The organism is Cryobacterium sp. TMT1-19 (assembly GCF_004403055.1).
Taxonomy (GTDB): Bacteria; Actinomycetota; Actinomycetes; order Actinomycetales; family Microbacteriaceae; genus Cryobacterium; species Cryobacterium sandaracinum.
The window spans coordinates 1-24,222 of sequence record NZ_SOHB01000044.1 but is presented as its reverse complement, the minus strand read 5'-3'; the positions used below and the strand labels follow the sequence as shown (position 1 = coordinate 24,222).

Annotated in this window: 24 protein-coding genes and 2 pseudogenes; 23 read left to right on the top strand and 3 right to left on the bottom strand. The window is 68.4% G+C overall.

The features are described from left to right. The 12 genes and pseudogenes from E3T40_RS12115 to E3T40_RS12055 form a co-directional block, all read left to right on the top strand. The coding region (locus E3T40_RS12115; RefSeq protein ID WP_134543769.1) for an IS256 family transposase at positions 1-968 on the top strand (968 nt) is incomplete at its 5' end. Between the two features lie 196 nt (positions 969-1,164). Next, a pseudogene (locus tag E3T40_RS12110) lies at positions 1,165-1,431 on the top strand (recombinase family protein); the annotation flags it as partial. Then, a pseudogene (locus E3T40_RS12105) lies at positions 1,427-1,816 on the top strand (transposase); the annotation flags it as partial. The pseudogenes E3T40_RS12110 and E3T40_RS12105, both read left to right, overlap by 5 nt. Positions 1,817-3,398: 1,582 nt before the next feature. Continuing rightward, positions 3,399-4,568, top strand: coding sequence for an NAD(P) transhydrogenase subunit alpha (locus E3T40_RS12095; protein WP_134543766.1), 1,170 nt, complete (start codon positions 3,399-3,401; stop codon positions 4,566-4,568). Further along, positions 4,568-4,891, top strand: a complete 324-nt coding sequence (locus E3T40_RS12090; protein ID WP_104099771.1) for an NAD(P) transhydrogenase subunit alpha — start codon at positions 4,568-4,570, stop codon at positions 4,889-4,891. Before E3T40_RS12095 ends, E3T40_RS12090 begins: the two co-directional genes overlap by 1 nt. Beyond that, a complete protein-coding gene (locus E3T40_RS12085) occupies positions 4,888-6,261 on the top strand; it encodes an NAD(P)(+) transhydrogenase (Re/Si-specific) subunit beta (protein ID WP_104194741.1) in 1,374 nt (457 codons plus the stop codon). Before E3T40_RS12090 ends, E3T40_RS12085 begins: the two co-directional genes overlap by 4 nt. Before the next feature lie 109 nt (positions 6,262-6,370). Further along, complete coding sequence (locus E3T40_RS16370) at positions 6,371-6,979, top strand: hypothetical protein (protein ID WP_166786628.1); 609 nt, start codon at positions 6,371-6,373, stop codon at positions 6,977-6,979. A gap of 271 nt (positions 6,980-7,250) precedes the next feature. Continuing rightward, the gene (locus tag E3T40_RS12075; protein ID WP_104169840.1) at positions 7,251-7,844 is read left to right on the top strand and encodes a copper resistance protein CopC; all 594 of its coding nucleotides are present in this window, start codon (positions 7,251-7,253) and stop codon (positions 7,842-7,844) included. A gap of 88 nt (positions 7,845-7,932) precedes the next feature. Next, entirely contained in the window at positions 7,933-8,478 is a 546-nt protein-coding gene (locus tag E3T40_RS12070) for a copper chaperone PCu(A)C (RefSeq protein WP_134543761.1), read from the top strand. Beyond that, the gene (locus E3T40_RS12065; RefSeq protein ID WP_241981765.1) at positions 8,475-9,737 is read left to right on the top strand and encodes a Dyp-type peroxidase; all 1,263 of its coding nucleotides are present in this window, start codon (positions 8,475-8,477) and stop codon (positions 9,735-9,737) included. The genes E3T40_RS12070 and E3T40_RS12065 overlap by 4 nt, the downstream gene beginning before the upstream one ends. A gap of 87 nt (positions 9,738-9,824) precedes the next feature. Next, complete coding sequence (locus E3T40_RS12060) at positions 9,825-10,424, top strand: HdeD family acid-resistance protein (protein ID WP_104169838.1); 600 nt, start codon at positions 9,825-9,827, stop codon at positions 10,422-10,424. Next, positions 10,421-10,675, top strand: a complete 255-nt coding sequence (locus E3T40_RS12055; RefSeq protein WP_104169837.1) for a hypothetical protein — start codon at positions 10,421-10,423, stop codon at positions 10,673-10,675. Before E3T40_RS12060 ends, E3T40_RS12055 begins: the two co-directional genes overlap by 4 nt. Positions 10,676-10,787: 112 nt before the next feature. Here E3T40_RS12055 and purB read toward each other — a convergent pair whose 3' ends face one another. Next, positions 10,788-12,170 carry an adenylosuccinate lyase gene (gene purB / locus E3T40_RS12050; RefSeq protein ID WP_134543759.1) on the bottom strand — a complete coding sequence of 461 codons (1,383 nt, stop codon included), beginning with the start codon at positions 12,168-12,170 and terminating at the stop codon, positions 10,788-10,790. Next, the gene (locus E3T40_RS12045) at positions 12,167-12,694 is read right to left on the bottom strand and encodes a low molecular weight protein-tyrosine-phosphatase (RefSeq protein WP_104099783.1); all 528 of its coding nucleotides are present in this window, start codon (positions 12,692-12,694) and stop codon (positions 12,167-12,169) included. Before E3T40_RS12045 ends, purB begins: the two co-directional genes overlap by 4 nt. A 141-nt stretch (positions 12,695-12,835) precedes the next feature. On the opposite strand from E3T40_RS12045, the gene E3T40_RS12040 reads away from it, so the two are divergent. Continuing rightward, positions 12,836-13,201 (top strand): hypothetical protein, encoded by a 366-nt coding sequence (locus tag E3T40_RS12040; protein WP_104169835.1) that lies wholly within the window; start codon positions 12,836-12,838, stop codon positions 13,199-13,201. Further along, a complete protein-coding gene (locus E3T40_RS12035) occupies positions 13,198-14,700 on the top strand; it encodes a hypothetical protein (protein WP_134543756.1) in 1,503 nt (500 codons plus the stop codon). The genes E3T40_RS12040 and E3T40_RS12035 overlap by 4 nt, the downstream gene beginning before the upstream one ends. A gap of 30 nt (positions 14,701-14,730) precedes the next feature. On the opposite strand, the gene E3T40_RS12030 is transcribed toward E3T40_RS12035, so the two are convergent. Continuing rightward, positions 14,731-15,123 carry a phage holin family protein gene (locus E3T40_RS12030; protein ID WP_104099761.1) on the bottom strand — a complete coding sequence of 131 codons (393 nt, stop codon included), beginning with the start codon at positions 15,121-15,123 and terminating at the stop codon, positions 14,731-14,733. Between the two features lie 99 nt (positions 15,124-15,222). Here E3T40_RS12030 and E3T40_RS12025 point away from each other — a divergent pair, with 99 nt between their 5' ends. The 9 genes from E3T40_RS12025 to E3T40_RS11985 all read left to right on the top strand — a co-directional run bounded on the left by E3T40_RS12025 (position 15,223) and on the right by E3T40_RS11985 (position 24,017). Next, positions 15,223-16,326 carry a histidinol-phosphate transaminase gene (locus E3T40_RS12025; RefSeq protein WP_104194745.1) on the top strand — a complete coding sequence of 368 codons (1,104 nt, stop codon included), beginning with the start codon at positions 15,223-15,225 and terminating at the stop codon, positions 16,324-16,326. Positions 16,327-16,366: 40 nt separating this feature from the next. Continuing rightward, a complete protein-coding gene (locus E3T40_RS12020) occupies positions 16,367-17,458 on the top strand; it encodes a thiamine pyrophosphate-dependent dehydrogenase E1 component subunit alpha (protein ID WP_104169832.1) in 1,092 nt (363 codons plus the stop codon). 119 nt (positions 17,459-17,577) lie between these two features. Beyond that, on the top strand, positions 17,578-18,537 hold the full coding sequence (locus E3T40_RS12015; protein ID WP_241981766.1) for an alpha-ketoacid dehydrogenase subunit beta: 960 nt from the start codon (positions 17,578-17,580) through the stop codon (positions 18,535-18,537). Between the two features lie 51 nt (positions 18,538-18,588). Continuing rightward, on the top strand, positions 18,589-19,965 hold the full coding sequence (locus E3T40_RS12010; protein ID WP_104099758.1) for a dihydrolipoamide acetyltransferase family protein: 1,377 nt from the start codon (positions 18,589-18,591) through the stop codon (positions 19,963-19,965). Positions 19,966-20,039: 74 nt separating this feature from the next. Then, on the top strand, positions 20,040-21,059 hold the full coding sequence (locus E3T40_RS12005) for a metal ABC transporter substrate-binding protein (protein ID WP_134543753.1): 1,020 nt from the start codon (positions 20,040-20,042) through the stop codon (positions 21,057-21,059). A 7-nt stretch (positions 21,060-21,066) separates the two neighbouring features. Continuing rightward, positions 21,067-21,858 carry a metal ABC transporter ATP-binding protein gene (locus E3T40_RS12000; RefSeq protein ID WP_104169830.1) on the top strand — a complete coding sequence of 264 codons (792 nt, stop codon included), beginning with the start codon at positions 21,067-21,069 and terminating at the stop codon, positions 21,856-21,858. Position 21,859: 1 nt separating this feature from the next. Continuing rightward, positions 21,860-22,819: a metal ABC transporter permease gene (locus E3T40_RS11995; RefSeq protein ID WP_134543750.1), complete on the top strand. Its 960-nt coding sequence runs from the start codon at positions 21,860-21,862 to the stop codon at positions 22,817-22,819. Then, positions 22,819-23,625, top strand: coding sequence for a metal ABC transporter permease (locus E3T40_RS11990; protein ID WP_134543772.1), 807 nt, complete (start codon positions 22,819-22,821; stop codon positions 23,623-23,625). Before E3T40_RS11995 ends, E3T40_RS11990 begins: the two co-directional genes overlap by 1 nt. After that, the gene (locus E3T40_RS11985; RefSeq protein ID WP_104169827.1) at positions 23,622-24,017 is read left to right on the top strand and encodes a Fur family transcriptional regulator; all 396 of its coding nucleotides are present in this window, start codon (positions 23,622-23,624) and stop codon (positions 24,015-24,017) included. The genes E3T40_RS11990 and E3T40_RS11985 overlap by 4 nt, the downstream gene beginning before the upstream one ends. Positions 24,018-24,222 lie beyond the last annotated feature (205 nt).

Genomic DNA, 24,222 nt, shown 5'->3' with positions numbered 1-24,222 from the left:
GTCGCCGTCGGGTCGACCAGGCGTTGTTCGCGGTCGTGATGGAGGCTTATGTCCACGGCGTCTCGACCCGCAAAGTCGACGACCTGGTCAAGGCCCTCGTGGCGGACACGGGGATCTCGAAGTCGGAGGTGTCCCGGATCTGCGCGGGCCTGGACGCTGAGGTGGCCGAGTTTCGCGACCGCACCCTCGCCGCGCAGGACTTCCCGTACGTGTTCCTCGACGCGACCTACTGCAAAGCCCGCGTCGGGCACCGGATCGTGTCCCAGGCCATTGTCGTCGCGGTCGGCGTGGCTGCCGACGGGCGCCGGGAAGTTCTTGGGTTCGACGTTGGTGACAGCGAGAACGAGGGCTTTTGGACCAGCTTCCTTCGGTCGCTGAAGACCCGCGGTCTCGACGGGGTCAAGCTGGTTATGTCTGACGCGCACACCGGCCTGAAGAAGGCCATCGGGACCGTGTTCCAGGGCGCCGGCTGGCAGCGCTGCCGGGTTCACTTTATGCGCAACGTCCTCGCAGTGATCCCGAAAGGATCCCAGGACATGGTCGCCTCGATCATCCGCACCATCTTCGCCCAACCGGACCGCGAACACATCGAGAAGCAGTTCCGAGAAGTCACGACCATGCTCGGCCGCTCGCACCCCAAGGTCGCTGCCATGCTCGTCGACGCGCAACCCGACATGCTCGCGTTCGCTGCTTTTCCACGGCGACACTGGCGCCAGATCTGGTCCACGAACCCGCTGGAACGGGTCAACAAGGAGATCAAACGCCGCACCGACGTCGTCGGAGTGTTCCCTAATTCCGCGGCCCTGCTGCGCCTGGCCGGGTCGGTCCTGATCGAGCAGCATGACGAGTGGGAAGCCGGCGAACGCCGTTACTTCTCCGAAGCATCCATGCTCGAGCTGGCCACCATGAACAACCCCATCGAGGTCATCGACGAGGCGGTGATACTCCCCGAACTCGCCGCCGCCTAAGCTAGAACAGCTGACCCGCACGGTGTCGAGAAACTCCACCACTCTGCGGGACGTGACCAATTCTCGTCGATTGGCTTGCGCGCTGATCCTTTGCAACACGTCGAAATATGTGACGGATTATGTGAAGAATTTTGGGTTTCTGGGCGATACGGACGTGATGTCACGTAATCGAACGTTTAGATGACAGGGGTCGAGCATGCACGTCGGATGCATGCGCGTGTCAAAAGCTAATGGTTCGCAGAGCACTGATCTACAACGAGACGCACTCCTGGCCGCCGGCGTCCCTGCAGGGGATCTCTACGAGGACCGGGCATCCGGCAAGAAGAACGGACGGCCACACCTGGCGGCCTGCCTGAAGGCGCTGCGTCATGGTGACACGCTCCTGGTTCAAAAGCTGGACCGGCTCGGCCGAGACCACGATCATCCCGACCTCGGGCCCGGGGCGGCAATCGACACCACCACTGACCGTGCGGGTCGTGGACTACACGATCGACGACGGACGCGACAACCCTGACGCCTACCGGCTGCTGACCACGATCCTTGATCCGGCGGAGGCCTCCGCGGAAGAACTCGCGACCATGTACTCCGAACGATGGGAGATCGAGTCCGTGTCCGACGAGCTGAAGACTCACCAACGCGGGCCGCGCATGGTGATGCGGTTCAAATCCCCCGACCCGGTCAAGCAGGAAATCTGGGGCCACCTCTGCTGCCACTACGCGATCCGCACCCTCGTGGTCGAGGCCGCCCAGCATGCTCACCGCGACCCTGACCGGGTCTCCTTCATCGCCGCACTCCGCATCGCCCGCCGTTCCGTGGCTCAGGGCGCTTTTCCTGCCTCCGCGCCCTGACTACGCCACACCGGTCTGGCGCCATGCGGTAACCGCCCTGATCCGACGGCTGAACCCCGCGCGACGACGGCGTTCGAACCCTCGCGTCATCAAACGCAAGGTCTCAAAATGGCCCGCCAAACGCTTTCACCACGCGCACTGGCCACAACCCCTCCACGAGCCAGAAATCACCACTCAACCGCTTAAATGAACGGTATTGGGCTTGAACTCGAACCACCGGCCGTCGGCTTCAGAGATCCGAAATAACGCCCTTCGAATTGGCACCGCAACCTCGCAGCGAGGGAAGTTTTCACGGTGAGTGCTTTCGTCGCAGAGACCGCCGCCGGGAACACTCTTACCCGGATTGCACAGGACGCCGGATTCGGAAGAACCACGCTTTCTCGGCAATTTAAGGAACATGGAATCCAGCCACCTTCTTGTGGTCGTCGCCCGAAAGACATTTCACGGGAGTTTCCCGTGCGGCACTACGTCGACCAGGGTGAGTCCGCCCGGGAAATTGCAGCGATCCTCGGGATGAGCCCGAGTGCTGTCCTCCGTAGACTCCGTCGGGAAGGCATCCAAACGCGTCCAAGAGGCGGCGCGAGGCTCATACCAGTTCAACTTCGTGCTTCGGACTCACGGGTGGACTCGCCTTCCGCCGACGTGTTGGTCGTGACACGCCCCACTCTCGATTTTGACATCGAGAGACGGGGCATTTCGTAGCAGGCATGGAGCGTCCAAGCGCTAACGATGCAGCGGGTCTAGCGTCTTACAAGTTTCTGCTGCAGTGGATGTTGCATTAGCCGGTGTTCCGACTGGTGGCTGTGGAACGGTCACGATGGATCGAGTTGTGTGTCCTTCCGGATCCTTCTTGGCGCGAGCTCTCCGACACAACAAGATGATTGAGTTGACAACCACCGTGCCCAGGCCAATGACATAGTCAGGGATCCACCAGGCGCTCGACCGGTCCTCCGATCCCGGTGAAGTTGACGCAGCCGCGATGGAGCTTGCGCCCAGCGAAACGAACATCAGAGTTCCACCGGCCGTTAGCACGCCAACTTGAATCCGGTCAGCAGTTAATGTCCATGAAGAAGATGCTTTGACATAGTTTCTGATCAGCTGCGATCTCACTTCGCTGAGGGCGACTTAGTCTGTACCAGAGAGCTTCTCAATCGCAGACGTGAGTCGTTAAATTCGACCTAGACCGACGTTCGGCATGAAGGCGCCACTGACTGAGACGCCTATCGCGACGGCGGCTGTGATTGAAGCCACGATGCTCGGAATTTCCTCAACTGCTGACATGCCATAAGGGTATTGCCGGGTGATCTCACCCCTTGACCACCTGCACGACAAGGTTGAGACACGGTCGAGGATAGTGACGGGTAGACGGGGATTGGCGCGGTGACAGGTGTACAGGATTCGCCGTGATTTCGGCAGTAGCCAATGACAACTGAGTCAGGAACCTACACACCCGCCGCAGCGCGGTCATATTCTCCGGGCGGCACGCGAATCCCACTACGCTACGAACGGGGACGAAAGTGCCGCGCAAGTGTTCGGATCGGTCCGTTCTCGCTCGTGGCCGTTCGCCACGAAGGAGACGCGCGTGAGAGTCGGCATCGGACGAGAACGCCTGCAAGGTGAGCGCCGCGTCGCGGCGACCCCCGAGACAGTGACCCAGCTCACAACCCTTGGACTCGAGGTCCTGGTTGAGTCCGGTGCGGGCGCCCCTTCCGGTCACGGCGACGCCGCCTACACGGATGCCGGTGCCGCCGTTGTGCCGCACCTCACCCCGGGCGACCTCGATGTCTACTGCCACGTGCGCCCCCTCGCCCCGGAGTTCGCGGCTGCTTTCCGCCCCGGCACGATTACGGTCGGTCTGGCGTCGCCGGCCTCCGAGCTGGCCACCGTCGCCGCCCTGGCCGCGGCCGGCGCGACGGCCTTTGCCCTCGAGCTGGTTCCGCGCATCTCGCGCGCCCAGTCGATGGACGCGCTCACTAGCCAATCGCTGATCTCCGGCTATCGCGTGGTGCTCGAGGCGGCCATCCGATTCCCCCGCTTCTTCCCGCTCTACATGACCGCGGCCGGTACGATTCCGCCGGCTCGAGTGCTCGTGCTCGGGGCCGGCGTGGCCGGACTGCAGGCAATCGCCACGGCCAAGCGCCTTGGTGCCCGGGTCTCGGCCTACGACGTGCGCCCGGCCTCGGCCGATGAGGTCATCTCCATGGGTGGCACCTTCGTCGACCTCGACCTGGACGCCGTCGAGGGTACGGGTGGCTACGCCCGGGAACTGAGCGTAGATCGTGCCGTGCGCCAGCGCGAACTGCTCGCACCCTACGTGGCCGCAGCCGACGTCATGATCACCACGGCGGCCATCCCCGGTCGCGCGGCCCCGCTGCTCGTCACGCACGAGATGGTGGCCGCGATGCGTCCAGGCTCGGTCGTGATCGACCTGGCCGCCGAGACCGGCGGGAACGTCGAGGGTGTTCTCGCCGGTGTGGACACCCTGGTGCCCACCCAGGCCGGTGACGGCTCCGTCACGCTCGTGGGCATGAAGGACGCCCCCTCCACGATGCCGGCGGACGCCTCGCGGCTTTTCGCAAAGAACGTGGCCAACCTGCTCGCTTTGATGACCGTCGACGGCACGGTGACGCCCGACTTCACGGACGAGGTCGTCGCCGGGGCGTGCCTGACGCATGACGGCACCATCCGGCACGAACCCACGGCCGCCGCCGTGGCCGCCGCCGTGGCCGCCGCCGTGACAGGAGAACACTGATGGATCCAATCACCCTGCTGACCGTCGTCGTGCTGGCGGTCTTCGTTGGCTTCGAGGTCGTCTCGAAGGTCTCGAGCACCCTGCACACCCCACTGATGAGCGGGGCGAACGCCATCCACGGCATCATCCTGATCGGCGCCATCATCGTCGCCGGGCAGACCCTGGAGCCGTGGCTGCTCGCGGTCGCCCTGCTCGCCGTGGTGATGGCCACCGCGAATCTCGTCGGCGGCTTCGTCGTGACCGACCGGATGCTCAAAATGTTCGCCCCCCGCAAACCGGCCGGCGCCGGCCCGAAGACCGATCCGAAGGACGCGACGAAATGAGCCTGCTCAGCCCCGAGTGGACCAGCCTGCTCTACCTGATCGCCGCGGTCTGTTTCATCCTGGCCCTGCGCGGGCTCTCCTCGCCGAAGACCGCCCGCCGCGGCAACCTGATCGGGGCCGCCGGCGCGCTGCTGGCCGTGATCACCGTCTTCCTCTCCGCCCGGATCGAGAACATCCCGGCCATCCTCATCGCCATCGCGGTGGGATCGGCGATCGCCGCTCCCATCTCGCGGCGCGTGGAGATGACGCAGATGCCCCAGCTCGTCGCGCTGTTCAACGGCGTCGGCGGCGGTGCCGCGGCACTGGTCGCCATGCTGGAGCTCGGCAGCACCGACAGCCCGTGGAGCAAGGTGGCCGTGGTCTTCACGATGCTCATCGGCGCCGTCTCGTTATCCGGCTCCGCGGTCACCGTCGGCAAGCTGCAGGGCCTGATCAGCTCCAGGCCGCTCATCTTCCCGGGCCTCGCGATCGTGATGGGCGGCATCGTGCTGGCCGCCCTTGTGGCCGGAGGCTTTGTCGTCGCCACCGGTGCGGCCGGTTGGGCTATCGGCCTGCTCGTGCTGGGACTGCTCGTCGGGGCGCTGCTCGTGCTCCCCGTCGGCGGGGCCGACGTGCCGATCGTGATTTCCCTGCTCAACGCCTTCACCGGTCTGGCCGTCGCGGCCTCCGGCATCGTTCTCGGCAACCTGCTCCTTGTGGTGGCCGGCACCCTCGTGGGCGCCAGCGGCACGATCCTGACCCGGGCGATGGCATCCGCCATGGGTCGCGGCGTGAACGGAATCCTGTTCGGGGCGTTCAAGGGCGGTTCCACCGCCGGGTCGACCGCCCAGAGCGACCGGCCCGTGCGCAGCTCCAATGCGGAAGACGTCGCCGTGCTGCTCAACTACGCCCAGCGCGTGGTCATCGTGCCCGGCTACGGCCTCGCCGTGGCGCAGGGCCAGCACACCATCGCCGAACTCGCCACCACCCTCGAGGCGCGCGGCGTCGAGGTCGTCTTCGCCATCCACCCGGTGGCCGGGCGCATGCCCGGGCACATGAACGTGCTTCTCGCCGAGGCGAATGTGCCCTATGAGGCGCTCAAGGAGATGGCCGAGGTCAACCCCGAATTCAAGAACACGGATGTCGCCCTCGTCGTCGGCGCCAACGACGTGGTCAACCCGGCCGCGAAGACGTCGCCCGGCTCGCCGATCTACGGCATGCCGATCCTCGACGTCGGTGATGCCCGGCAGGTGGTGTTCCTCAAACGGTCGATGCGTCCCGGTTTCGCCGGCATCGAGAACGAGCTGCTCTACGACCCGAAGACGACGCTGCTGTTCGGCGACGCCAAGGACTCTCTGACGAAGGTGCTCGGCGCGGTCAACGCGCTCTGAGTTCGGTGCCCGCCCGGCCCCGGCCCCGGCGCACAGGTCAGGGCGGTAGGGTTCAGTCAGGGACCCGACCCTGACCCCGATCGGGGCGGTTCCGGTGCGAGGGAGAGCCATGACGAGCAGGTGGGCGCGATTTGGTCGCGGCTGGCTGACCGCATCCGTCGCCGTCTTCGTCGCCGCCCTCTCGCACATCGCCGGCGGCGGCAACGCTCCCGGCTGGCTCAGCGTGGGTCTGGCCCTCGCCTTCGCGGGGATCGCGTCCGTGCTGTTGGCCGGCACAAGCTTGTCGCTATTGCGTCTCTCCCTCTCCGTCGGGGTCAGCCAGCTTCTGCTGCACGTTCTGTTCGGCCTCGGCGGGGCCTCGAGCGCGACGATGACGAGCACCTCCCATCACGGAGCCGTCACCCTGGACGCGACCCCCCACCTGATGCACGCGGTCGGCGCCCTGCCTGGTGGCTGGATGTGGGTGGCACACGCCCTGGCTGCCCTCGTCACCATCGCCGCCCTGTACCGCGGCGAGAAGACGTTCTGGGCGCTGCTCGAGGAGACGACGATCCGTCTCATCGCGGTCCTGATCGAACGCCTCGCTCCGGCGCAGATCGGAACGGATGCGGCGACGGTGCGCCCTGCTTTCCGCCGGGTCTTCGTTCCGGCCGATCTCGGCGTACTGCTCTCCAGTGTGCTCCGCCGCGGTCCGCCCCTGCGCGCCCTGGCACCGTGAGGCTCTGACCTTCTCACCCGTGCGCTCTGATCCCGATGCGCTGTACCCTGCGCGCGACCCGCTGAGCCGCTGAGCCGCTGACCCGCTGAGCCGCTGAGCCGCTGAGCCGCTGAGCCGCTGACCCGCTGAGCCGCTGACACCTGGCCCGAACGATTCCGTTCGACCTCGGTGAGGTCGCCGGCGTCTGCGCACCCGGCCACCTTCACGTCTGTGCCCGGTGAATCTGCCGTCGCACCGCCCCATCTCTTCCCTCCACGAATCGGAGATTTCAATGATTTTTGCCCTACCGCGACGCCCGGCAGCAGCCGTTTTCCTGACCCTGGCCGTGATCGCTCTGTCCATATTCAGCCCGGTGGCTCCGGCGGCCGACGCGCACGACCAGGTGGCGTTGACCGTGCCGGCCGACGGTGAGAACGTCGACCTCGCTCCCGCCGAGATCGCCATCACGTTCACGGACGACATCCTCGAGGTCGGCGCCATCGTCATGGTTGTCGATACCGAGGAGAAGAACTGGGCAGAGGGTGATATGCGGCTCGACGGGCCGCAGGCCACCCAGCCGGTGGCGGCCGACCTGCCCGACGGTGCCTACGACGTGCGCTGGCGGGTCGTGTCCGCCGACGGTCACCCGGTCTCTGGCGCCTTCGCCTTCACCGTGGGCGCCGCGGCCCAGCCCCGGTCACAGTCGACTGCGGGTGCGACCGCGGCGCCGGACCCGTCCGGCGCCGCGACATCCGCCGCCTCGGAAGAGACCGCCGACGGAACGGGACTCTCTGTGGTCGCGGTGGGTCTCCTCGGTGCCCTCGGTGGACTGGCCGCCGTCGCCCTGTTCATTGCCTGGCGAGCCAGGCGCCGCGGCAACCCGTGAAAAACCTGAAGCACCTGAAGCACCTGAAGCACCTGACACACCGCATCGTTTCCCGAGCACCCAACGCACCACACCAGGAGAACCCCTCATGAAGCTCAACACCGTTCCCACCCGATTCGTCGTTGCCGCCGCCGCTCTGATGCTGGCCCTCTCGGGCTGCGCCGGCGCGACCGAGGCACCCGCGGCGACGACCGACAGCGCCACCTCGGCCGACACCCTGGCCATGACGGATGCCTGGGTCAAGGCGAGCGAGTCCGGCATGACCGGCGCCTTCGGCCTGCTCGAGAACTCCGGACCCGACGACATCACGGTCGTCTCAGCCGAGACATCCGCAGCCTCGATGATCGAACTTCACGAAACCGTGGCCAACGACGCCGGCGACATGGTCATGCAGGAGAATCCGGATGGCTTCGTGGTGCCGGCCGGCGGCTCCATCGAACTCGTCCCTGGCGGCCGCCACATCATGCTGATGGGGCTCACCGGCCCGCTCGCCGCCGGCGACGCGGCCGCCTTCACCCTCGACCTCGCCGACGGGTCGAGCCTGGACTTCTCGGCCCGAGTGAAGGAGTACACCGGGGCCAACGAAACATACGAGGGCGACACCGAAATGGACATGGATACCGACAGCCAGTGAGTTCCCTCATAGAGAATGAACGGAGTGGACCGCCCGAACCGTCCGTGCAGTCGGGCCGCCGGCTCAGCCGGCGCCACCTTCTTCTGGGTGGTGCCGCCGCCGGGATCGGTGCGGCTGGAGCCATGGGCATCGACCTCGTGGCCAAGGCCGGGATCGGCGGCTCTGCCGCTCCATCGGTACCGCTCTTTCGCGGCACCGACGCCGTTCCCTTCTTCGGGGTGCACCAGGCAGGGGTGGACACCGACCCGCAGGCCCGGGTCACGTTCGTGGCGCTCAACCTGCTCGCGCAGATCGACCGGGCCGCGCTGCGGCGGATGATGCGCATCCTGACCGACGATGCCGCCCGGCTCACCCAGGGCGAGGGCGCCCTGGCCGATTCGGAACCCGAGCTGGCCGTCGTGCCGGCCCGGCTGACGGTCACCTTCGGCTTCGGGCCCGGCCTCGTCGCCGTCGCCGGGGGAGAGGCTCCCGGCTGGCTGAGGCCGCTGCCCGCGTTCACGATCGACCGGCTCCAGCCGGAGTGGAACGACGGTGACCTGCTGCTGCAGATCGCCGCCGACGACCCGATGACGGTCGCCCATGCCACCCGGATGCTTCTGAAGGACCTGCGCTCCTTCGCGTCGGTGCGGTGGGTTCAGTCCGGCTTCCGCCGAGCGGCCGGTTCGGAGAAGCCCGGCACCACCATGCGCAACCTGTTCGGCCAGGTGGACGGCACCGCGAACCCGGCCGCCGGAACGGCCGACTTCAATGCCCTGGTCTGGGGCACGGCCTCCGGTCCCGGCTGGCTGGTGGGTGGAACCAGCCTCGTCCTACGCCGGATCAGCATGAACCTCGACACGTGGGACGGGCTCGACCGCTCGGGCCGCGAGTCCGCGGTCGGACGCACTCTCGCCGTCGGGGCGCCGCTCACGGGCACGAAGGAGCGCGACGAGCCCGACTTCACGGCGACGAACGCGCTCGGGTTCCCGGTCATCCCCGAATACTCCCACCTGCGTCGCGCCCGGTCGGAGGACCGGTCCCAGCGCATCCACCGCCGCGGCTACAACTATGACGACGCGCCTCAGGGTTCCGGCGTCTCCAACTCCGGACTGCTGTTCGCGTGTTTCCAGGCGGATGTCGACGCGCAGTTCGTGCCCATCCAGCAGCGCCTCGACACCCTCGACCTGCTCAACCAGTGGACCACCCCGATCGGTTCCGCGGTGTTCGCGATTCCGCCGGGATGCGCGACGGACGGCTACATCGGCGACACCCTGTTCTGACCGATCTGCGCACCGGGGCCCAGCGGGCGGCCAGGGCCGCCCGCGTAGACTGTATCCGTCTCAACCCGCAATGAAAGAGGTCGCCGCGTGGCGAACGCCCAGGCTCCACACTCCACCACCGGCCGGTACTGGCCGGTGCCGGTGCTGCGGGCCGCCCTCACCCTTGTGCCGGCGGCCGCGATTACCTTCAACGCCGATCATTCGGCGGAATTCGGCCTTCTCGTGTTCGGCGCCTTCGCGCTACTCAGCGGCCTCACGGTGGGTCTGCTCAGCCGGCGCACGCTGGCCGATCCGCGGGAGCGGTCCCTCTTTGTGGTGCAGGGCGCAGTAGGTGTCGCCGCCGGCCTCCTCGCGCTGCTCTTCCACGCGGGCGGGCTCGGTTTCTTCCTCTTCCTGGTCTCGGTCTGGGCGGTGGTGACCGGTTTTCTCGAGCTGTACAGCGGCATCCGTGCGCGTCGGCGCGACCCGGCCGACCGTGACTGGCTGCTGGTCGGCGCCGTCACCGCCCTGCTGGCCGTGATCTTCCTGCTGCTGCCGCCCAACGCAGTGGTGTCGGTCGGCCTGTTCGGCGCCTACCTCGTGATGCTCGGCGTCTACCTCGCCATCGCCGGGTTCTCCCTCAAGTGGTCCGGCACGGATGCCGCCCGCGCCCTCACGGCCTCACCCAACGATTCGGACACCCTGTGACCCAGAACACCCCGCGCACACCCAGCCGTTCCGAGAAGCTCAAGCCGATCGAGCTCGTCGGCTTCTCGGCCGCGATGGCCGTGTTCCTCGGCCTGGTCGTGCTGATGAGCACTCGGGACGTGGTGCTGGCGTTGATCGGCTTCGGCGGCACGTTCATCCTCGTGCTCGTCGTGATCGCGATGCTCGTGCTCGGCATGAAGCCGAACCCGGCCGAGAGGTCCGACCTCGACGAGCAGGACCGCGGCCTCTGAACTGAGGCGCCGCGCGTACTCCGACGCCACGAGCATTCTGACGCCGCGCGTGGGGTGCGCCGCTGCGCAAGTGGCACGCCACCAGCGGAACGGCGCAGCACCCGCGCAGCCGCTAGGTCAGGTAGTCGAGAAGCGGGTCCGCGAGACCCACGTAGCTGCCCGGGGTCAGCTCGAGCAGCCGCGCCTTGGCGGCGTCGCCGATCTCCAGTTCGGTGACGAAGGCCACCAGATCGTCCCGGTTGATCCGCTTGCCCCGGGTGAGTTCCTTGAGCAGGGCGTAGGGGTCCTCGATCGTAGAGCGCCCCGAAGACACCTCGGCGCGGATCACGGTCTGGATCGCCTCGCCGAGGATCTCCCAGTTGGCGTCGAGGTCGCGGGCGAGCATGGCGCGGTCGATGTCGATTTCGCCGAGGCCGCGCAGGATGTTGTCGAGGGCGAGCAGGGAGTGCCCGAAGCCCACGCCGATGTTGCGCTGCGTGGTGGAGTCGGTCAGGTCGCGCTGCAGCCGCGAGGTCACCAGTGTCGCCGCGAGCGAGTCGAGGATCGCGCTGGACAGCTCGAGGTTGGCCTCCGCGTTCTCGAAGCGGATGGGGTTGATCTTGTGCGGCATGGTCGATGAGCCGGTGGCCCCGACCTGCGGGATCTGGCGGAAGTAGCCGAGCGAGATGTAGGTCCAGACATCCGTCGCCAGGTTGTGCAGCACCCGGTTCGCATGAGAGACGCGCGAGTAGAGCTCGGCCTGCCAGTCGTGGGGCTCGATCTGGGTGGTCAGCGGGTTCCAGGTGAGCCCGAGGCCCTCGACGAAGCCGCGCGACACGGCCGGCCAGTCGACGGCGGGATCGGCCGCGACGTGGGCGGCGAAGGTGCCGGTGGCACCGCTGAATTTGCCCAGGTACTCGCTGTCCTCGACCTGCTGGGCCAGGCGCTCGAGCCGGTAGACGAAGACCGCGAGCTCCTTGCCCACCGTGGTGGGTGTCGCCGGCTGGCCGTGTGTGCGGGCCAGCATGGAGTCGGCGCGGTATTCGAGGGCGCGCAGGCGCAGGGCGCCGATGACGGCGCGGAATTTGGGCAGCCAGACCTCGCGCACAGCGTCGCTCACGGTCAGCGCGTAGGACAGGTTATTTATGTCCTCGCTGGTGGCGGCGAAGTGGGTGAGCTCGCTGATGTGGTCGAGGCCCAGCGTGCTCAGGCGGCGGCGCACGAGGTACTCGACGGCTTTCACGTCGTGCCGGGTGGTGGCTTCCAGCACGGACAACTCGTCGATCTCGGTCTGGCCGAAGTCGGTGACCAGAGCGCGCAGGCCGAGCTTCTGCTCCGCGTTCAGCGGTACGGAGCCGAACAGGCTGCGGTCGGTGAGGGTGATCAGCCACTCCACCTCGACCTGCACCCGGGCCCGATTGAGGCCTGCCTCGGATAGGTACTCGCCCAGTTCGGTGACGGCGGCGCGGTAGCGGCCATCGAGTGGGCTGAGGACCTGGGGCGGTAACGGACTCATCGGACTCCCTGTCGGATTGCGGGTGCAAGTTGCGCGAAGAGCGCTTCATTTGCGCTTTCAATCATGCCAAGAACCGTGTCAAAGAAAGCATCGTCGGAATAGTAGGGGTCGGGAACGTCCAGCAGGGCAGCCTGGGCCGCATCGAAACTGAGCAGCAGGCGTACCTTGCTGCGGTCACGCTCGGTCGTGGCCCAGTTGCGCAGGATGCGTTCCTGCGCGCGGTCGAGCACCACGACGAGGTCGAGGTCGGCAAACCACTCGGGGTCGAACTGGCGGGCCCGATGATGCCTGCCGTCGTAGCCGCGGGTGGCCAGGGCGGCGATCGTGCGCTGATCCGCCTGCTCGCCGACATGCCAGTCGCCGGTGCCGGCGGAGCTGGTGGTGATCAAACGACCCAGGCCGGAGCGCGTGATCAGGTCGCGAAGCATGACTTCGGCCATCGGCGAACGGCAGATGTTTCCCGTGCAGACGAAAATAATGCGGAACGGTGTCGACTCATCGGGTGTGATCGACACAATGTCCATCTCCCCATTGTGTTGCACCCGGCCCCCTCCCCAGCCGCCGTCGTGCGGCATGTTCCGTGAACTCTCGGATTCGCAGCGACCACGTCTGCCGGGGGTGGCACGCTCACTGGCAGCGAATCCGCAGCGCGCAGAAGGGCGGAGATGGAGATTCCGGGCGGCACCAGCTCGACTTGCACGATCGTGACTCATTACGCGCTGGAGGCGCGCCTCGACGAACTTCGGCAGCGACGGATGCTGCTGCGCCTGCTGCGCGACGACGTCGACATGGCGGCGGGCCGGCTCACGGCCGGCGACCTGACCGGCTCGTGGCGCTCAGAGGCCCAGCGGAGCTACGACCGTCAGCGCAGCGACCTCGCCGGCGAGCTCCGCCGAGCCGCCGGGCTCCTCGACGCCGCCCTCACCGAGGTGGTGGCCGCGATCGATCAGGGCGGGGCTGCTCTGGCCGAGGCCCGGGCGCCGGTCCCGGCCCTGGCACCCGGCCCGGCTCCAGCCCGGGCGGTGCGATGACGGGGGAGCAGCCTGGCGGCCCCGGCGACACCCTGATCGTGTCCGGCGGCGGGAGCACGCTCGTCGCCACCGACACGCTGCTGGCCGAGGCGGCGCGGCTGCGGCTGCTTCAGGGTGACGCCGAGGACTGGCTGGTGCGGGTGGCGCGCATCCAGGCACTGGATTCCGACCAGCCCCTCGGTCCGGTGATGAGCCTGCCCAACGCCGGGATGAACGTGTTCGCGGCCCGCTCCGCCCTGGGGCGAGTCGCGGAGCGCAGCCAGACCCTCGCCGACGCTCTTATCGCGGCGGCGGAGGGCTACGGCAGGGCCGAGCGCGTGCGGGACTGGGGAGCAAGCCTCTCCGGGGCCTGGCTGGGCTCCACCCTCGGGCTGCTGGCACCTCTTTTGGCCCTGGCGGCCGTGCCCGGACTCACGGTCGGCGTGGTGGGGTTGGTGCTCGGCGGTCTGCTCACCGGCCGGCGTCCGGGAGACGCGCCCGCCGAGATCGGCGCCTGGGTCCACGCGCATCCGCGGGCCCTGACCAACCCGGTCCTGGTCGAGGCGGTGCGGGTGATCGTCTCCTCGGCCGACGACGCGGCCACCGGTCGTGCCGGGGTGCCGTTCCCGGTGTCACTGGCCCTCGGCGACGAGGGCCTCGGCCTGCTCGGTGTCACGACGACCGCGGCGGGCCTGGTCGGGCTCGCCCGCCCCCTCGGCCTGCTGCGCGAGACTCCCGTGTCGGTGGAGCGGCTCGACGGTGGGACCCGCCCCCTCGGCTCGCCGCCTGCGGGTGCCGTGCGGCCCGGCGCCGCTCTCCCCGGCCGGCCCGTCGCTCCGCCGGCCGGCTTCGAGGACCTGGCTGCCCGCATCCCCTCGGTGTCGGAGGACGCCCCGCAGGTGCGCATCGAGCGTTATGGCGGTCCGGACGACGCATCCTGGGTGGTCTACATCGGCGGCACCGCGGCGTGGAGCCCGGTCGCCGGGGAACAACCGTGGGACCTCACCTCCAACCTCGTCGCCCTCGCCGACCAGGGCTCCGGCTCCTATCGGGCGGTCGTCGATGCCATGCGGGAGGCCGGGGTGGCGCCGGGCGACCCGGTGGTTCCGGTGGGTCACTCGCAGGGCGGGTTGATCGCGGCGCGGCTAGCGGCGTCCGGGGACTTCAACACCGTCGCGGTGGCGACCTTTGGGGGACTCACCGCCCAAGTGGCCCTGCCCGCAGACGTGGAGGCCGTCATGGTCGAGCACACCGACGACCTTGTCCCTGCCCTGGGGGGAACGGCCACCGGCGACGATGAGCGCCTGGTGGTGCGCCGCGAGGTGTTCGCTGAGGCGGAGGTGCCGGTCGACCGGCCGCTGCCGGCTCACGCCCTCACCGCCTACCGGGACACCGGGCGGCTCATGGACGGCTCCGAGGAACCACGATTGCAGGAGTTCCGGGAGACCCTCGGGAAGATCCTCGGCACGGAAGCCGGCGAGTCCTCCCGGTGGCGGGGCTTCCGCCTGGCCGACGGCTGACCCGACGGCTGACCCGACGGCTGGAGATCGCTACGAGCGGGGGGTGACCGGTCGGATCAGCACGCCGAGAATCCAGCTGATGATGCCCAGCACGAGTGCGCCGAGCACACCCCACCAGAAATCGTCCACCACGAGCCCGAAGCCGACCAGGCCCGAGAACCAGGCCACGATCATCAGCAGGAAACCATTCACGATCAAGGAAATCAGGCCGAGCGTGAGGATGTAGACCGGGAACGCGACAACCCGCACGAAGCCGCCGATCACACTGTTGACGAGGCCGAAGACCAGCGCGACCAACAGATAGGTGGCGATCAGGGCGGTCGTGCCCTCGGCGAACGGATCGACCCGCACCCCGCTGACGAGCAGGGTCGTGAGCCACAGGGCGACGGAGTTGAGGATCAGCTTGATCAGGAATCTGGCCATGACTCCACTATGGCATCGCCGGTGACTGGTCGCACGGATGGGCCAGCCCGGGGCCTAACCATGCGGCCACGTGAATATGCCGCGGCGTAGAATCGCCGAGTGAGCCCATCAGACCCGCCCTCGGTCCGCCTGCGCCCCGAGATTGTCGCCCTCCCGGCCTATCGGCAGGGTCAAGCTGCCGCAGCCAGTGCGTTCAAACTCTCGAGCAACGAGAACCCCTTCGATCCGCTGCCCGGCGTCATCGCCGCCGTGAACGCCGAGACCGCATACAACCGGTACCCGGATGCCTCGGCGCTGGCCCTGCGCGAACGGCTGGCCACGCAGTTCGGCCTGAGCGTCGACGAGGTGCACATCGGTGCCGGCTCCGTGGCCCTCCTGGCCCAGCTCATCCTCGCCGCCGCGGGACCGGGTGACGAGGTGCTCTACTCGTGGCGCTCCTTCGAGGCCTACCCCGGCCTGGTCACCGTCGCCGGTGCCACGAGCGTGCAGGTTCCGAACCGGGCCGACCATGGCCACGACCTGCCCGAGATGGCCACCCGCATCACGGACCATACCCGCGTCGTCATCATCTGCAGTCCGAACAATCCGACCGGGACCGCCGTCACGGGCGACGAGTTCGAATCGTTCATGGCCGTCGTCCCGCCGGACCTCCTCGTCATCCTCGATGAGGCCTACTGCGAGTTCGTCACCGACCCCGAGGCGGTCACCGGCCTGCCACTGCTGTCCCGGTTCCCGAACCTGGTCGTGCTGCGCACTTTCTCCAAGGCCTACGGCCTGGCCGGCCTGCGCGTCGGCTACGCCCTCGGTCCCGTCGCCGTGCTCGATGCGGCGAGGTCCACCGCGATCCCGCTCTCGGTCACAGGTGTTGCCGGTGCGGCCGCGATCGCCTCTCTCGACGCCGCCGACCAGCTGCTGCGGCGGGTGCGTGCCCTGACCGAGCGGCGCGACCGGATCTGGCGCCTGCTGAGCGAGCAGGGCTGGAACATTCCGGTGCCTCAGGGAAACTTCATCTGGCTGCCCACCGCCGAGGACACCGCCGACATCGCCGATGTCCTGTCGGCCGTCGGCCTGATCGTGCGCCCGTTCCCCGAGGGCATCCGAATTTCGATCGGTGAGGAAGAATCCGTGGAGAAGCTCCTGGGTATTTGCGCCGACATTGTTGACGATCTACCAACGGGGCACCCAGCCCGGAAGCTAGGTTAGTACGGTGTCAGCGACCCCGAGTGCCTCTCCCACGGTGCGAATGCTCTCCCCGGAGGGTGTCTTCGCCCCGAGCGATTCCGCGGCCGAGTTCCTGCCCTACCTCGATCGACTGACCGAGGCCGACCATCGGCGGTTCTACCGCGACATGGTGGTGGTGCGCCGGTTCGACACCGAGGCTGCGAACCTGCAGCGGCAGGGCCAGCTGGCCCTCTGGGTACCCAGCCACGGCCAGGAGGCCGCCCAGGTCGGCTCCGCCTACGCAACCCGGCCGCAGGACCACGTGTTCCCGTCCTATCGCGAGCACGTCGTCGGCATGATCCGCGGACTCGACCCCGTCGATATCCTGCGGATGCTGCGCGGCGTCACCCTCGGCGGCTGGACCCCCGAGGACCACGGCAACTTCCACCTGTACACCCTGGTGCTGGCCTCGCAGACCCTGCACGCCACGGGCTACGCGATGGGCATGCAGCTCGACGGCGCGACCGCGACCGGCAATCCCGAGACCGACCAGGCCGTCATCGTGTACTACGGCGATGGAGCTTCGTCGCAGGGCGACGCCAACGAGGCGCTCGTCTTCGCCGCCAGCTACCAGACCCCGCAGGTCTTCTTCCTGCAGAACAACCACTGGGCCATCTCGGTTCCCGTGACCCGGCAGTCCCGCACTCCGCTCTACCTGCGTGCCGCCGGCTTCGGCATGCCCGGCACCCAGATCGACGGCAACGACGTGCTCGCCAGTTTCGCGGTGACGGCCAAGCACCTCGACGACGCCCGCGCCGGCCACGGCCCCGCCCTGATCGAGGCCCTGACCTACCGAGTCGGTGCCCACACCACGGCCGACGACCCCACCAAGTACCGCGACCCGGAGCAGCTGGCCTACTGGGTGGCCCGCGACCCGATCGTGCGCTTCCGCAGCTACCTGCAGGGACTGGGCGTCGAGCAGGAGTTCCTCGACGCCGTCGACGAGGAGGCCGACGACTACGCCGCGGATGTGCGCCGCCGGGCCCTCGACATCCACTCCCCGGAGAAGGCCGTCATCTTCGACAACGTCTACGCCGAACCCCACCCGCTGATCCAGGAACAGAAGGCCTGGCTCGACCACTACGAGGCATCCTTCGAAGGAGGCGACGCGTGAGCGACACGATCGTGACGAGCACCACCGGCCTCGCCACACCGACCACCGCGATGCCGACCCCGGGACACCCGGCCGCCGCCAAGCGGGCCATTCCCGGCACCGGAACGGCGAACCTGCCCATGACGAAGGCCCTCAACGCGGGCCTGCGCCAGGCCATGCGCGACAACCCCCGGGTGCTGATGATGGGCGAGGACATCGGCCCGCTGGGCGGGGTCTTCCGCGTCACCGAGGGTCTGATCGCCGAATTCGGCGACAAGCGCGTGCTCGACACCCCACTGGCCGAGTCCGGCATCATCGGTACGGCCATCGGCCTGGCCCTGCGCGGCTACCGCCCGGTCTGCGAGATCCAGTTCGACGGGTTCGTCTTCCCCGGCTTTGACCAGATCACCAGCCAGCTGGCGCGGATGCGCAACCGGCACGAGGGTGGGGTCTCCATGCCCGTCGTGATCCGCATCCCCTACGGCGGCCACATCGGGTCGATCGAGCACCACCAGGAGAGCCCGGAGACGTACTTCGCGCACACGCCGGGCCTGCGCGTGGTCAGCCCGTCGAACCCGCACGACGCCTACTGGATGTTGCAGGAGGCCATCGCCTCCGACGACCCGGTCATCTTCTTCGAGCCCAAGAGCCGCTACTGGCCCAAGGGTGAGGTGAACCTTGCCGAGAGCGGCACGCCCCTGCACGCCAGCCGCGTGGTACGCAGCGGCACGGATGCGACGGTCGTCGGCCACGGCGCCATGGTCAGCGTCCTGCTGCAGGCGGCGGATCTCGCGGCGGCGGAGGGAACCAGCGTCGAGGTCATCGACCTGCGTTCAATCTCGCCGATCGACTACGGTCCCATCCTCGCGTCGGTCGAGAAGACCGGGCATCTGGTCGTCGCCCAGGAGGCCCACGGCTTCGTCAGCGTCGGATCGGAGATCGCCGCGACCGTCACGGAGAAGGCCTTCTACCTGCTCGAGGCTCCCGTGCTGCGCGTCTCCGGTTTCGACACCCCGTTCCCGCCGGCCGCCGTCGAGACGCACTTCCTGCCCAGCCCGGACCGCGTGCTCGAGGCCGTCGACCGCGCCCTCTCCTACTGATATGAGTCGCACCAGGGCTTCTCGCCTCACCAATCGCAAGGAGCGTACTCGATGAGCGTGTCGAAATTCACACTGCCCGACGTCGGCGAGGGTCTCACCGAGGCCGAAATCGTGGAGTGGAAGGTGGCGCCCGGCGACACCGTGTCGATCAACCAGGTGCTGGTCGAGATCGAGACCGCGAAGTCGCTCGTCGAGCTGCCGTCGCCGTACGTCGGCGTGGTCGGGGAGATCCTGGTGAAACCCGGCACGACCGTCGACGTCGGAACGGTCATCATCACCATCGTGGCCGAGACCGTCGCCGTCGCGTCTGCGTCGAGCAGTGCGATCGCGAACGGCGCGGGCGAGCTGGCCAGCGCGGCAGCGGATGCCGGCTCCACCATCACGGACGAGCCGGCCGAGACGCCGGGCGCGGTCCTGGTCGGGCGCGGCGCCGCGGCGACCATGCCCACCCGGCGCAAGCGCCATGGGGTCACCCCCGTCGCCCACGAGTCGATCGCGCCGCCGCCCGTGCACCCCACGCGCCCGGCCACTTCGCAGCTCCCGCAGCTGCCGCGCGCGGCATCCGCGGGCCCCGTCGTCGCCAAGCCGCCGATCCGCAAGCTGGCCAAGGACCTCGGTGTGGACTTGTCCCTGGTCGAGGCGACCGGCCCGGTCGGCGACGTCACCCGCGAGGACGTGCTGCGGGAGGCCACCCAGGCCAGCGTGTTCCGCAACATCCAGACGCCGGAATGGCCCAGCGACCGTGAGGAGCGCGTCCCGGTCAAAGGCGTGCGCAAGGCCATCGCCCAGGCCATGGCCTCCAGCGCCTTCACCGCACCGCACGTGAGCCTCTTTGTCGACGTGGACGCCACCCGCACCATGGAGTTCGTCAAGCGGCTCAAGGCGTCCACCGACTTCGCGGGCGTGCGCGTGTCCCCGATGCTGATCATGGCCAAAGCCATGATCTGGGCCGTGCGGCGCAACCCCACGGTCAACTCGGTTTTCACCGACGAGGAAATCGTGATCAAGCACTACGTGAACCTGGGCATCGCCGCGGCCACCCCCCGTGGGCTCATCGTGCCCAATGTGAAGGAAGCGCAGGACATGAGCCTGCTTGAACTGGCCCGCGCCCTTGAGAAGCTCACGCTCACCGCGCGGGACGGCAAGACCTCGCCGGCGGAGATGTCGAACGGCACGATCACGATCACCAATATCGGTGTCTTCGGCATGGATACCGGCACGCCCATCCTCAACTCCGGCGAGGCCGGCATCGTGGCCCTCGGAACGATCAAGCCCAAACCGTGGGTCGTCGACGGCGAGGTGCGGGTGCGTCAGGTGACGACCATCGGCGCGAGCTTCGACCATCGCGTGGTCGATGGGGATGTCGCGAGCCGCTTCCTGGCGGATGTCGCGAGCATCATCGAGGAGCCCGCGCTGCTACTCGAGTAAGGTCCCGGAGGAGATCCCGGCGGCAGCCCTTATTAGTGTTGACAATCATTATCATTAGGCGTAACGTCGGCCCTGTGATCAACAATCGATTCGTCCTCACCGCCCTGGCCGCCGTTGCCGCGCTGACCCTGGCCGGCTGCACTCCGACCGGCGGTTCGGCGGATGGCGCCGCCGCCGGCGACCTCAAGGTGGTCGCGACGACCACCCAGGTGGCGGACCTCACCCGCAACGTCGTCGGCGACACCGCGGGCGTAGTAGTGACCCAGCTCATCCAGCCCAACCAGAGCGCGCACAGCTATGACCCGTCCGTGGCCGACTTGACGGCCCTCGGTGAGGCCGATGTGCTCGTGATCAATGGGGTCGGCCTCGAGGAGTGGCTCGACGACGCAATCAGCGCCAGCGGCTTCGACGGCGTGACGATCGACTCCGACGAGGGCATCGAGATCCAGGACATCGCAGCCAGCGAAGAGGACCACGCCGACGACAAGGCCGCGACGGATGGCGCCGAGCACTCCCACCAGGGCGGCAACCCGCACATCTGGACCGACGTGTCCAATGCCGAGACCATGGCCGTCACCATCGTCACGGGCCTCAGTGATGCCCAGCCGGACCTGGCCCCGGACTTCGAGGCCAACGCGACCGCCTACACCGGCCGGCTGGCCGAGCTCGACGACTGGATCCGTACCAACATCGACGCCGTGCCCGCCGAGCAGCGCCTGCTCGTGAGCAACCACGACGCATTCGGCTACTTCACCGAGGCCTACGGCATCACCTACGTCGGCTCCATCGTCCCGAGCTTCGACGACAACGCCGAGCCCAGCGCCGCCGCGATCGACGAACTCGTCGCCGCCATCACGGCCACCGGGGTCAAGGCGGTATTCTCCGAGGCCTCGATCAGCCCGAAGGCCGCCGACACCATCGCCGGCGAGGCCGGCGTCATCGTGTACTCGGGAGAGGATGCGCTCTACAGCGACTCCCTCGGTGCGCGGCACAGTGACGGCGCCACCTACATCAGTTCGCAGCTGCACAACGTCGGCCTGATCCTCGAATCCTGGGGAGCCGAGCCCACCGCGGTGCCCGCAGACCTGCGATAGTTAGTCAGTGATCGAGAACCCTTCTCAAGTACGGCCGAGCGTGCCTGTCGCGCTCAAGGTGGCGGGCGCCTCCTTTTCCTACGGCCAGAGCCCTGCCCTGGCCGACATCGACTTCGAGGTGCACGCCGGCGAGGCCGTGGCGCTGATCGGGCCCAACGGGTCCGGCAAGTCCACGCTGCTCAAGGGCATCCTCGGTCTGATCCAGCGCGTGAGCGGTACCGTCGAGGTGCTGGGAGCGGCAGCGGCCCCGGCCGGATCCATCGGCTACGTGCCGCAGGCCGACGAGATCGACCAGCAGTTCCCGGTCACGCTCGAGCAGGTCGTCATGATGGGGCGCTACCGCTCGCTAGGCTGGCTGCGCCTGCCCGGTAAGCGCGACCGTCAGGCCGTGGCCCGTGCACTCGACGCGGTGGGCCTCGCGCATCGCGCGAAAACCCGCTTCGGGGAACTCTCCGGCGGCCAGCAGCAGCGCGGACTGCTCGCGCGGGCCGTGGCCGCGGGGCCCCGCCTGCTGCTGCTCGATGAGCCGTTCAACGGCCTCGACCAGCAGAATCGGGACGCGCTCGTGGGCACCGTCAAGCGTTTGAAGGAGGAGGGGGTGGCCGTGGTCGTCTCCACCCACGACCTCCAGCTCGCCCGCGAGGTCTGCGAACAGGTGTTGCTGCTCAATGGCGCCCAGGTGGCGTTCGGGCCGCGCGAGTCGGTGCTGATCCTGGAGAACGTGCAACGCACGTTCCGAGAGGTCGGCGTGGAGATCGACGAGCACACCGTAGTTGTGCCCGGGCACACCGGTCACTGAGATGGACTTCCTCAGCCCGCTGATCGACGTCTTTGCCCTGCCGTTCATGACCCGGGCCCTCTTCGTGCTGGGTGCGCTCAGCCTGGTAGCCGGCGTCGTCGGGGTGCTGGTCAACCTGCGGGGCCTCGAGTTCATCAGCGACGGTCTCACCCACGCGGTCTTCCCCGGCATCGCGATCGGCTTCGTCTGGGGTGGGCGCGAGGGGCTGTTCGCCGGCGCGATGGTCGCCGCCCTGTTCGCAGCGGTCATCCTCACCCTGATCGTGCGCCAGTCCGTGTCCTCGGATGCCGCGATCGCCATCGTCTTCACCGCCATGTTCAGCGTGGGCATCATCCTGGTCTCCCGCGAGACGAACTACGTCGGCCAGCTGGAGCAGCTTCTCTTCGGCCGCCTCCTCACGGTCAGCCCGAATGAGGTCGTGCAGACCGTCGCCATCTGCCTCGTGGCGCTGGTCCTGATCGGGCTCACGCTCAAGGAGGAGGTGTTCCGCGCCTTCGACCGGGTCGGCTTCGCCGCGGCCGGCTACCGCACGCTCGCGCTCGACCTCGTGCTCAACGTGGCCATCGCCCTCGTGGTCGTCGCGGCCTCCAGCGCCGTCGGCAACCTCCTCGTCCTGGCCGTGTTGATCGTGCCCGGCGCCGTGGCCCGGCTCATCACTGACCGGCTCTGGCTGCTGTTCCCGATCGCGGCCTGTTTCGCGGCCCTCGGTGCCTGGCTTGGGCTCGTGCTCGGTTTCCAGGCATCCGTGCAGGCCGGTCTCGACCTGCCCAGCGGCGCGACCGTGGTGCTGGTGCTGGTCGCCGGCTACGCCGTGGTGCTGCTGTTGCGCCTGTCCATCGACGGTCTTCGGCGGCTGGGTTCGCCCCGTCTGCGGCCGCAGCACACCACGCCGCCGCGCACCCCGCCGCCGCTGTCCCCGCAGCCGCGCACCCCGCCGCCGCGCGAACAGCTGGTGACGTGATGGGCTACTTCGAGAAGGCACTCCTCGCGGCCGCCGTGATCGGCGCCCTCAGCGGGCTGGTCGGATCCCTCGTCGTATTGCGCCGCCGCACTTTCTTCGCCCAGGCCCTCACCCACGCCACCTTCCCGGGCGCCGTGACCGCCACGATCGTCGGCGTGAGCATCCCACTCGGGGCGGCCCTGGCGAGCATCCTCATCGTCGGCATCATGACCCTGATCGGCCGGGTGAAGCGGCAGGGCACCCAGGTGGCGTCCGGCATCCTGCTCACCGCGGGCTTCGCGCTCGGCGTGCTTCTGCAGGCCCTCAACCCGTCGCTGCCGGTGCAGGTCGACTCCTACCTGGTCGGGTCGATCCTCACCGTCACGACCGGTGACGTCTGGCTGGCCGTCGGCGTGCTCGGGGTGGCCGTGGCCGTGATGGTGCTGCTGGGCAAGGAGATCCTGTTCTCCGCCTTCGACCCGAGCGGATTCCGCGCCGCCGGATTCCGGGAATGGCCGATCGAGCTGCTCACCCTCGCCCTGATCACCGCCACCGTGGTCACCGCAATGCCGGCCGTCGGGGCGATCCTCGCGATCGCGCTGATCGCGGCCCCGGCCGCCGCCGCGCGCCTGGTCACGCGCACCGCCACCCAGATCCTGGTTCTCGCGCCGGTGCTGGGTGCGGCCGCCGGCCTGGTCGGAGTGCTCCTGTCCCGGGCGATCGACGTGGCCGCCGGGCCGGCGATCGCCCTCACCGCGGCCGTCTTCTTCCTGGTGGCCCTGGGCGGTCGCCGGCTGGTCCGGGCGCGGTTACGGTTGAAAGCATGAAGCGGAACACCTGGCAGCGCGAGGCCGTGCGCACCGCGCTCAGCGACGCCGAGGGATTCGTCAGCGCCCAGGGTCTGCACGCCAGCCTGCACGCCACCGGTTCGCCCATCGGCCTGGCCACGGTGTACCGGGCCCTGGCCGACCTGGCCGGCGAGGGCGAGGCCGACTCGCTGCAGTCGCCCGACGGTGAGGCGCTCTACCGCGCCTGCAGCACGACTGACCACCACCACCACCTGATCTGCCGCAACTGCGGACAAACCGTCGAGATCGAAGCGGACGCCGTGGAGAACTGGGCCAAGAACGTGGCCGCCGAGCACGGCTTCAGCCAGGCCGCCCACGTGGTCGACGTGTTCGGTCTCTGCGCGGCCTGCTCCGCCGCATCCGTGGACTAGACTCACCGCCGCGCGCCCACCGCCGCGCGCCCACCGCCGCGCGCCCACCGCCGCGCGCCGGACTCGTCCTCGCCCCGAACGAATTCGACGGAGATTCTGCCCCCACCGGGCGATGTCAAGCTGAGTGGAGTCACTTGGGTTAGTTTGTGGTGGTTTCGTCGAGGAGGTGATTGATCCCGACGAGGCCGGCTGGTGCGGGTGTTTT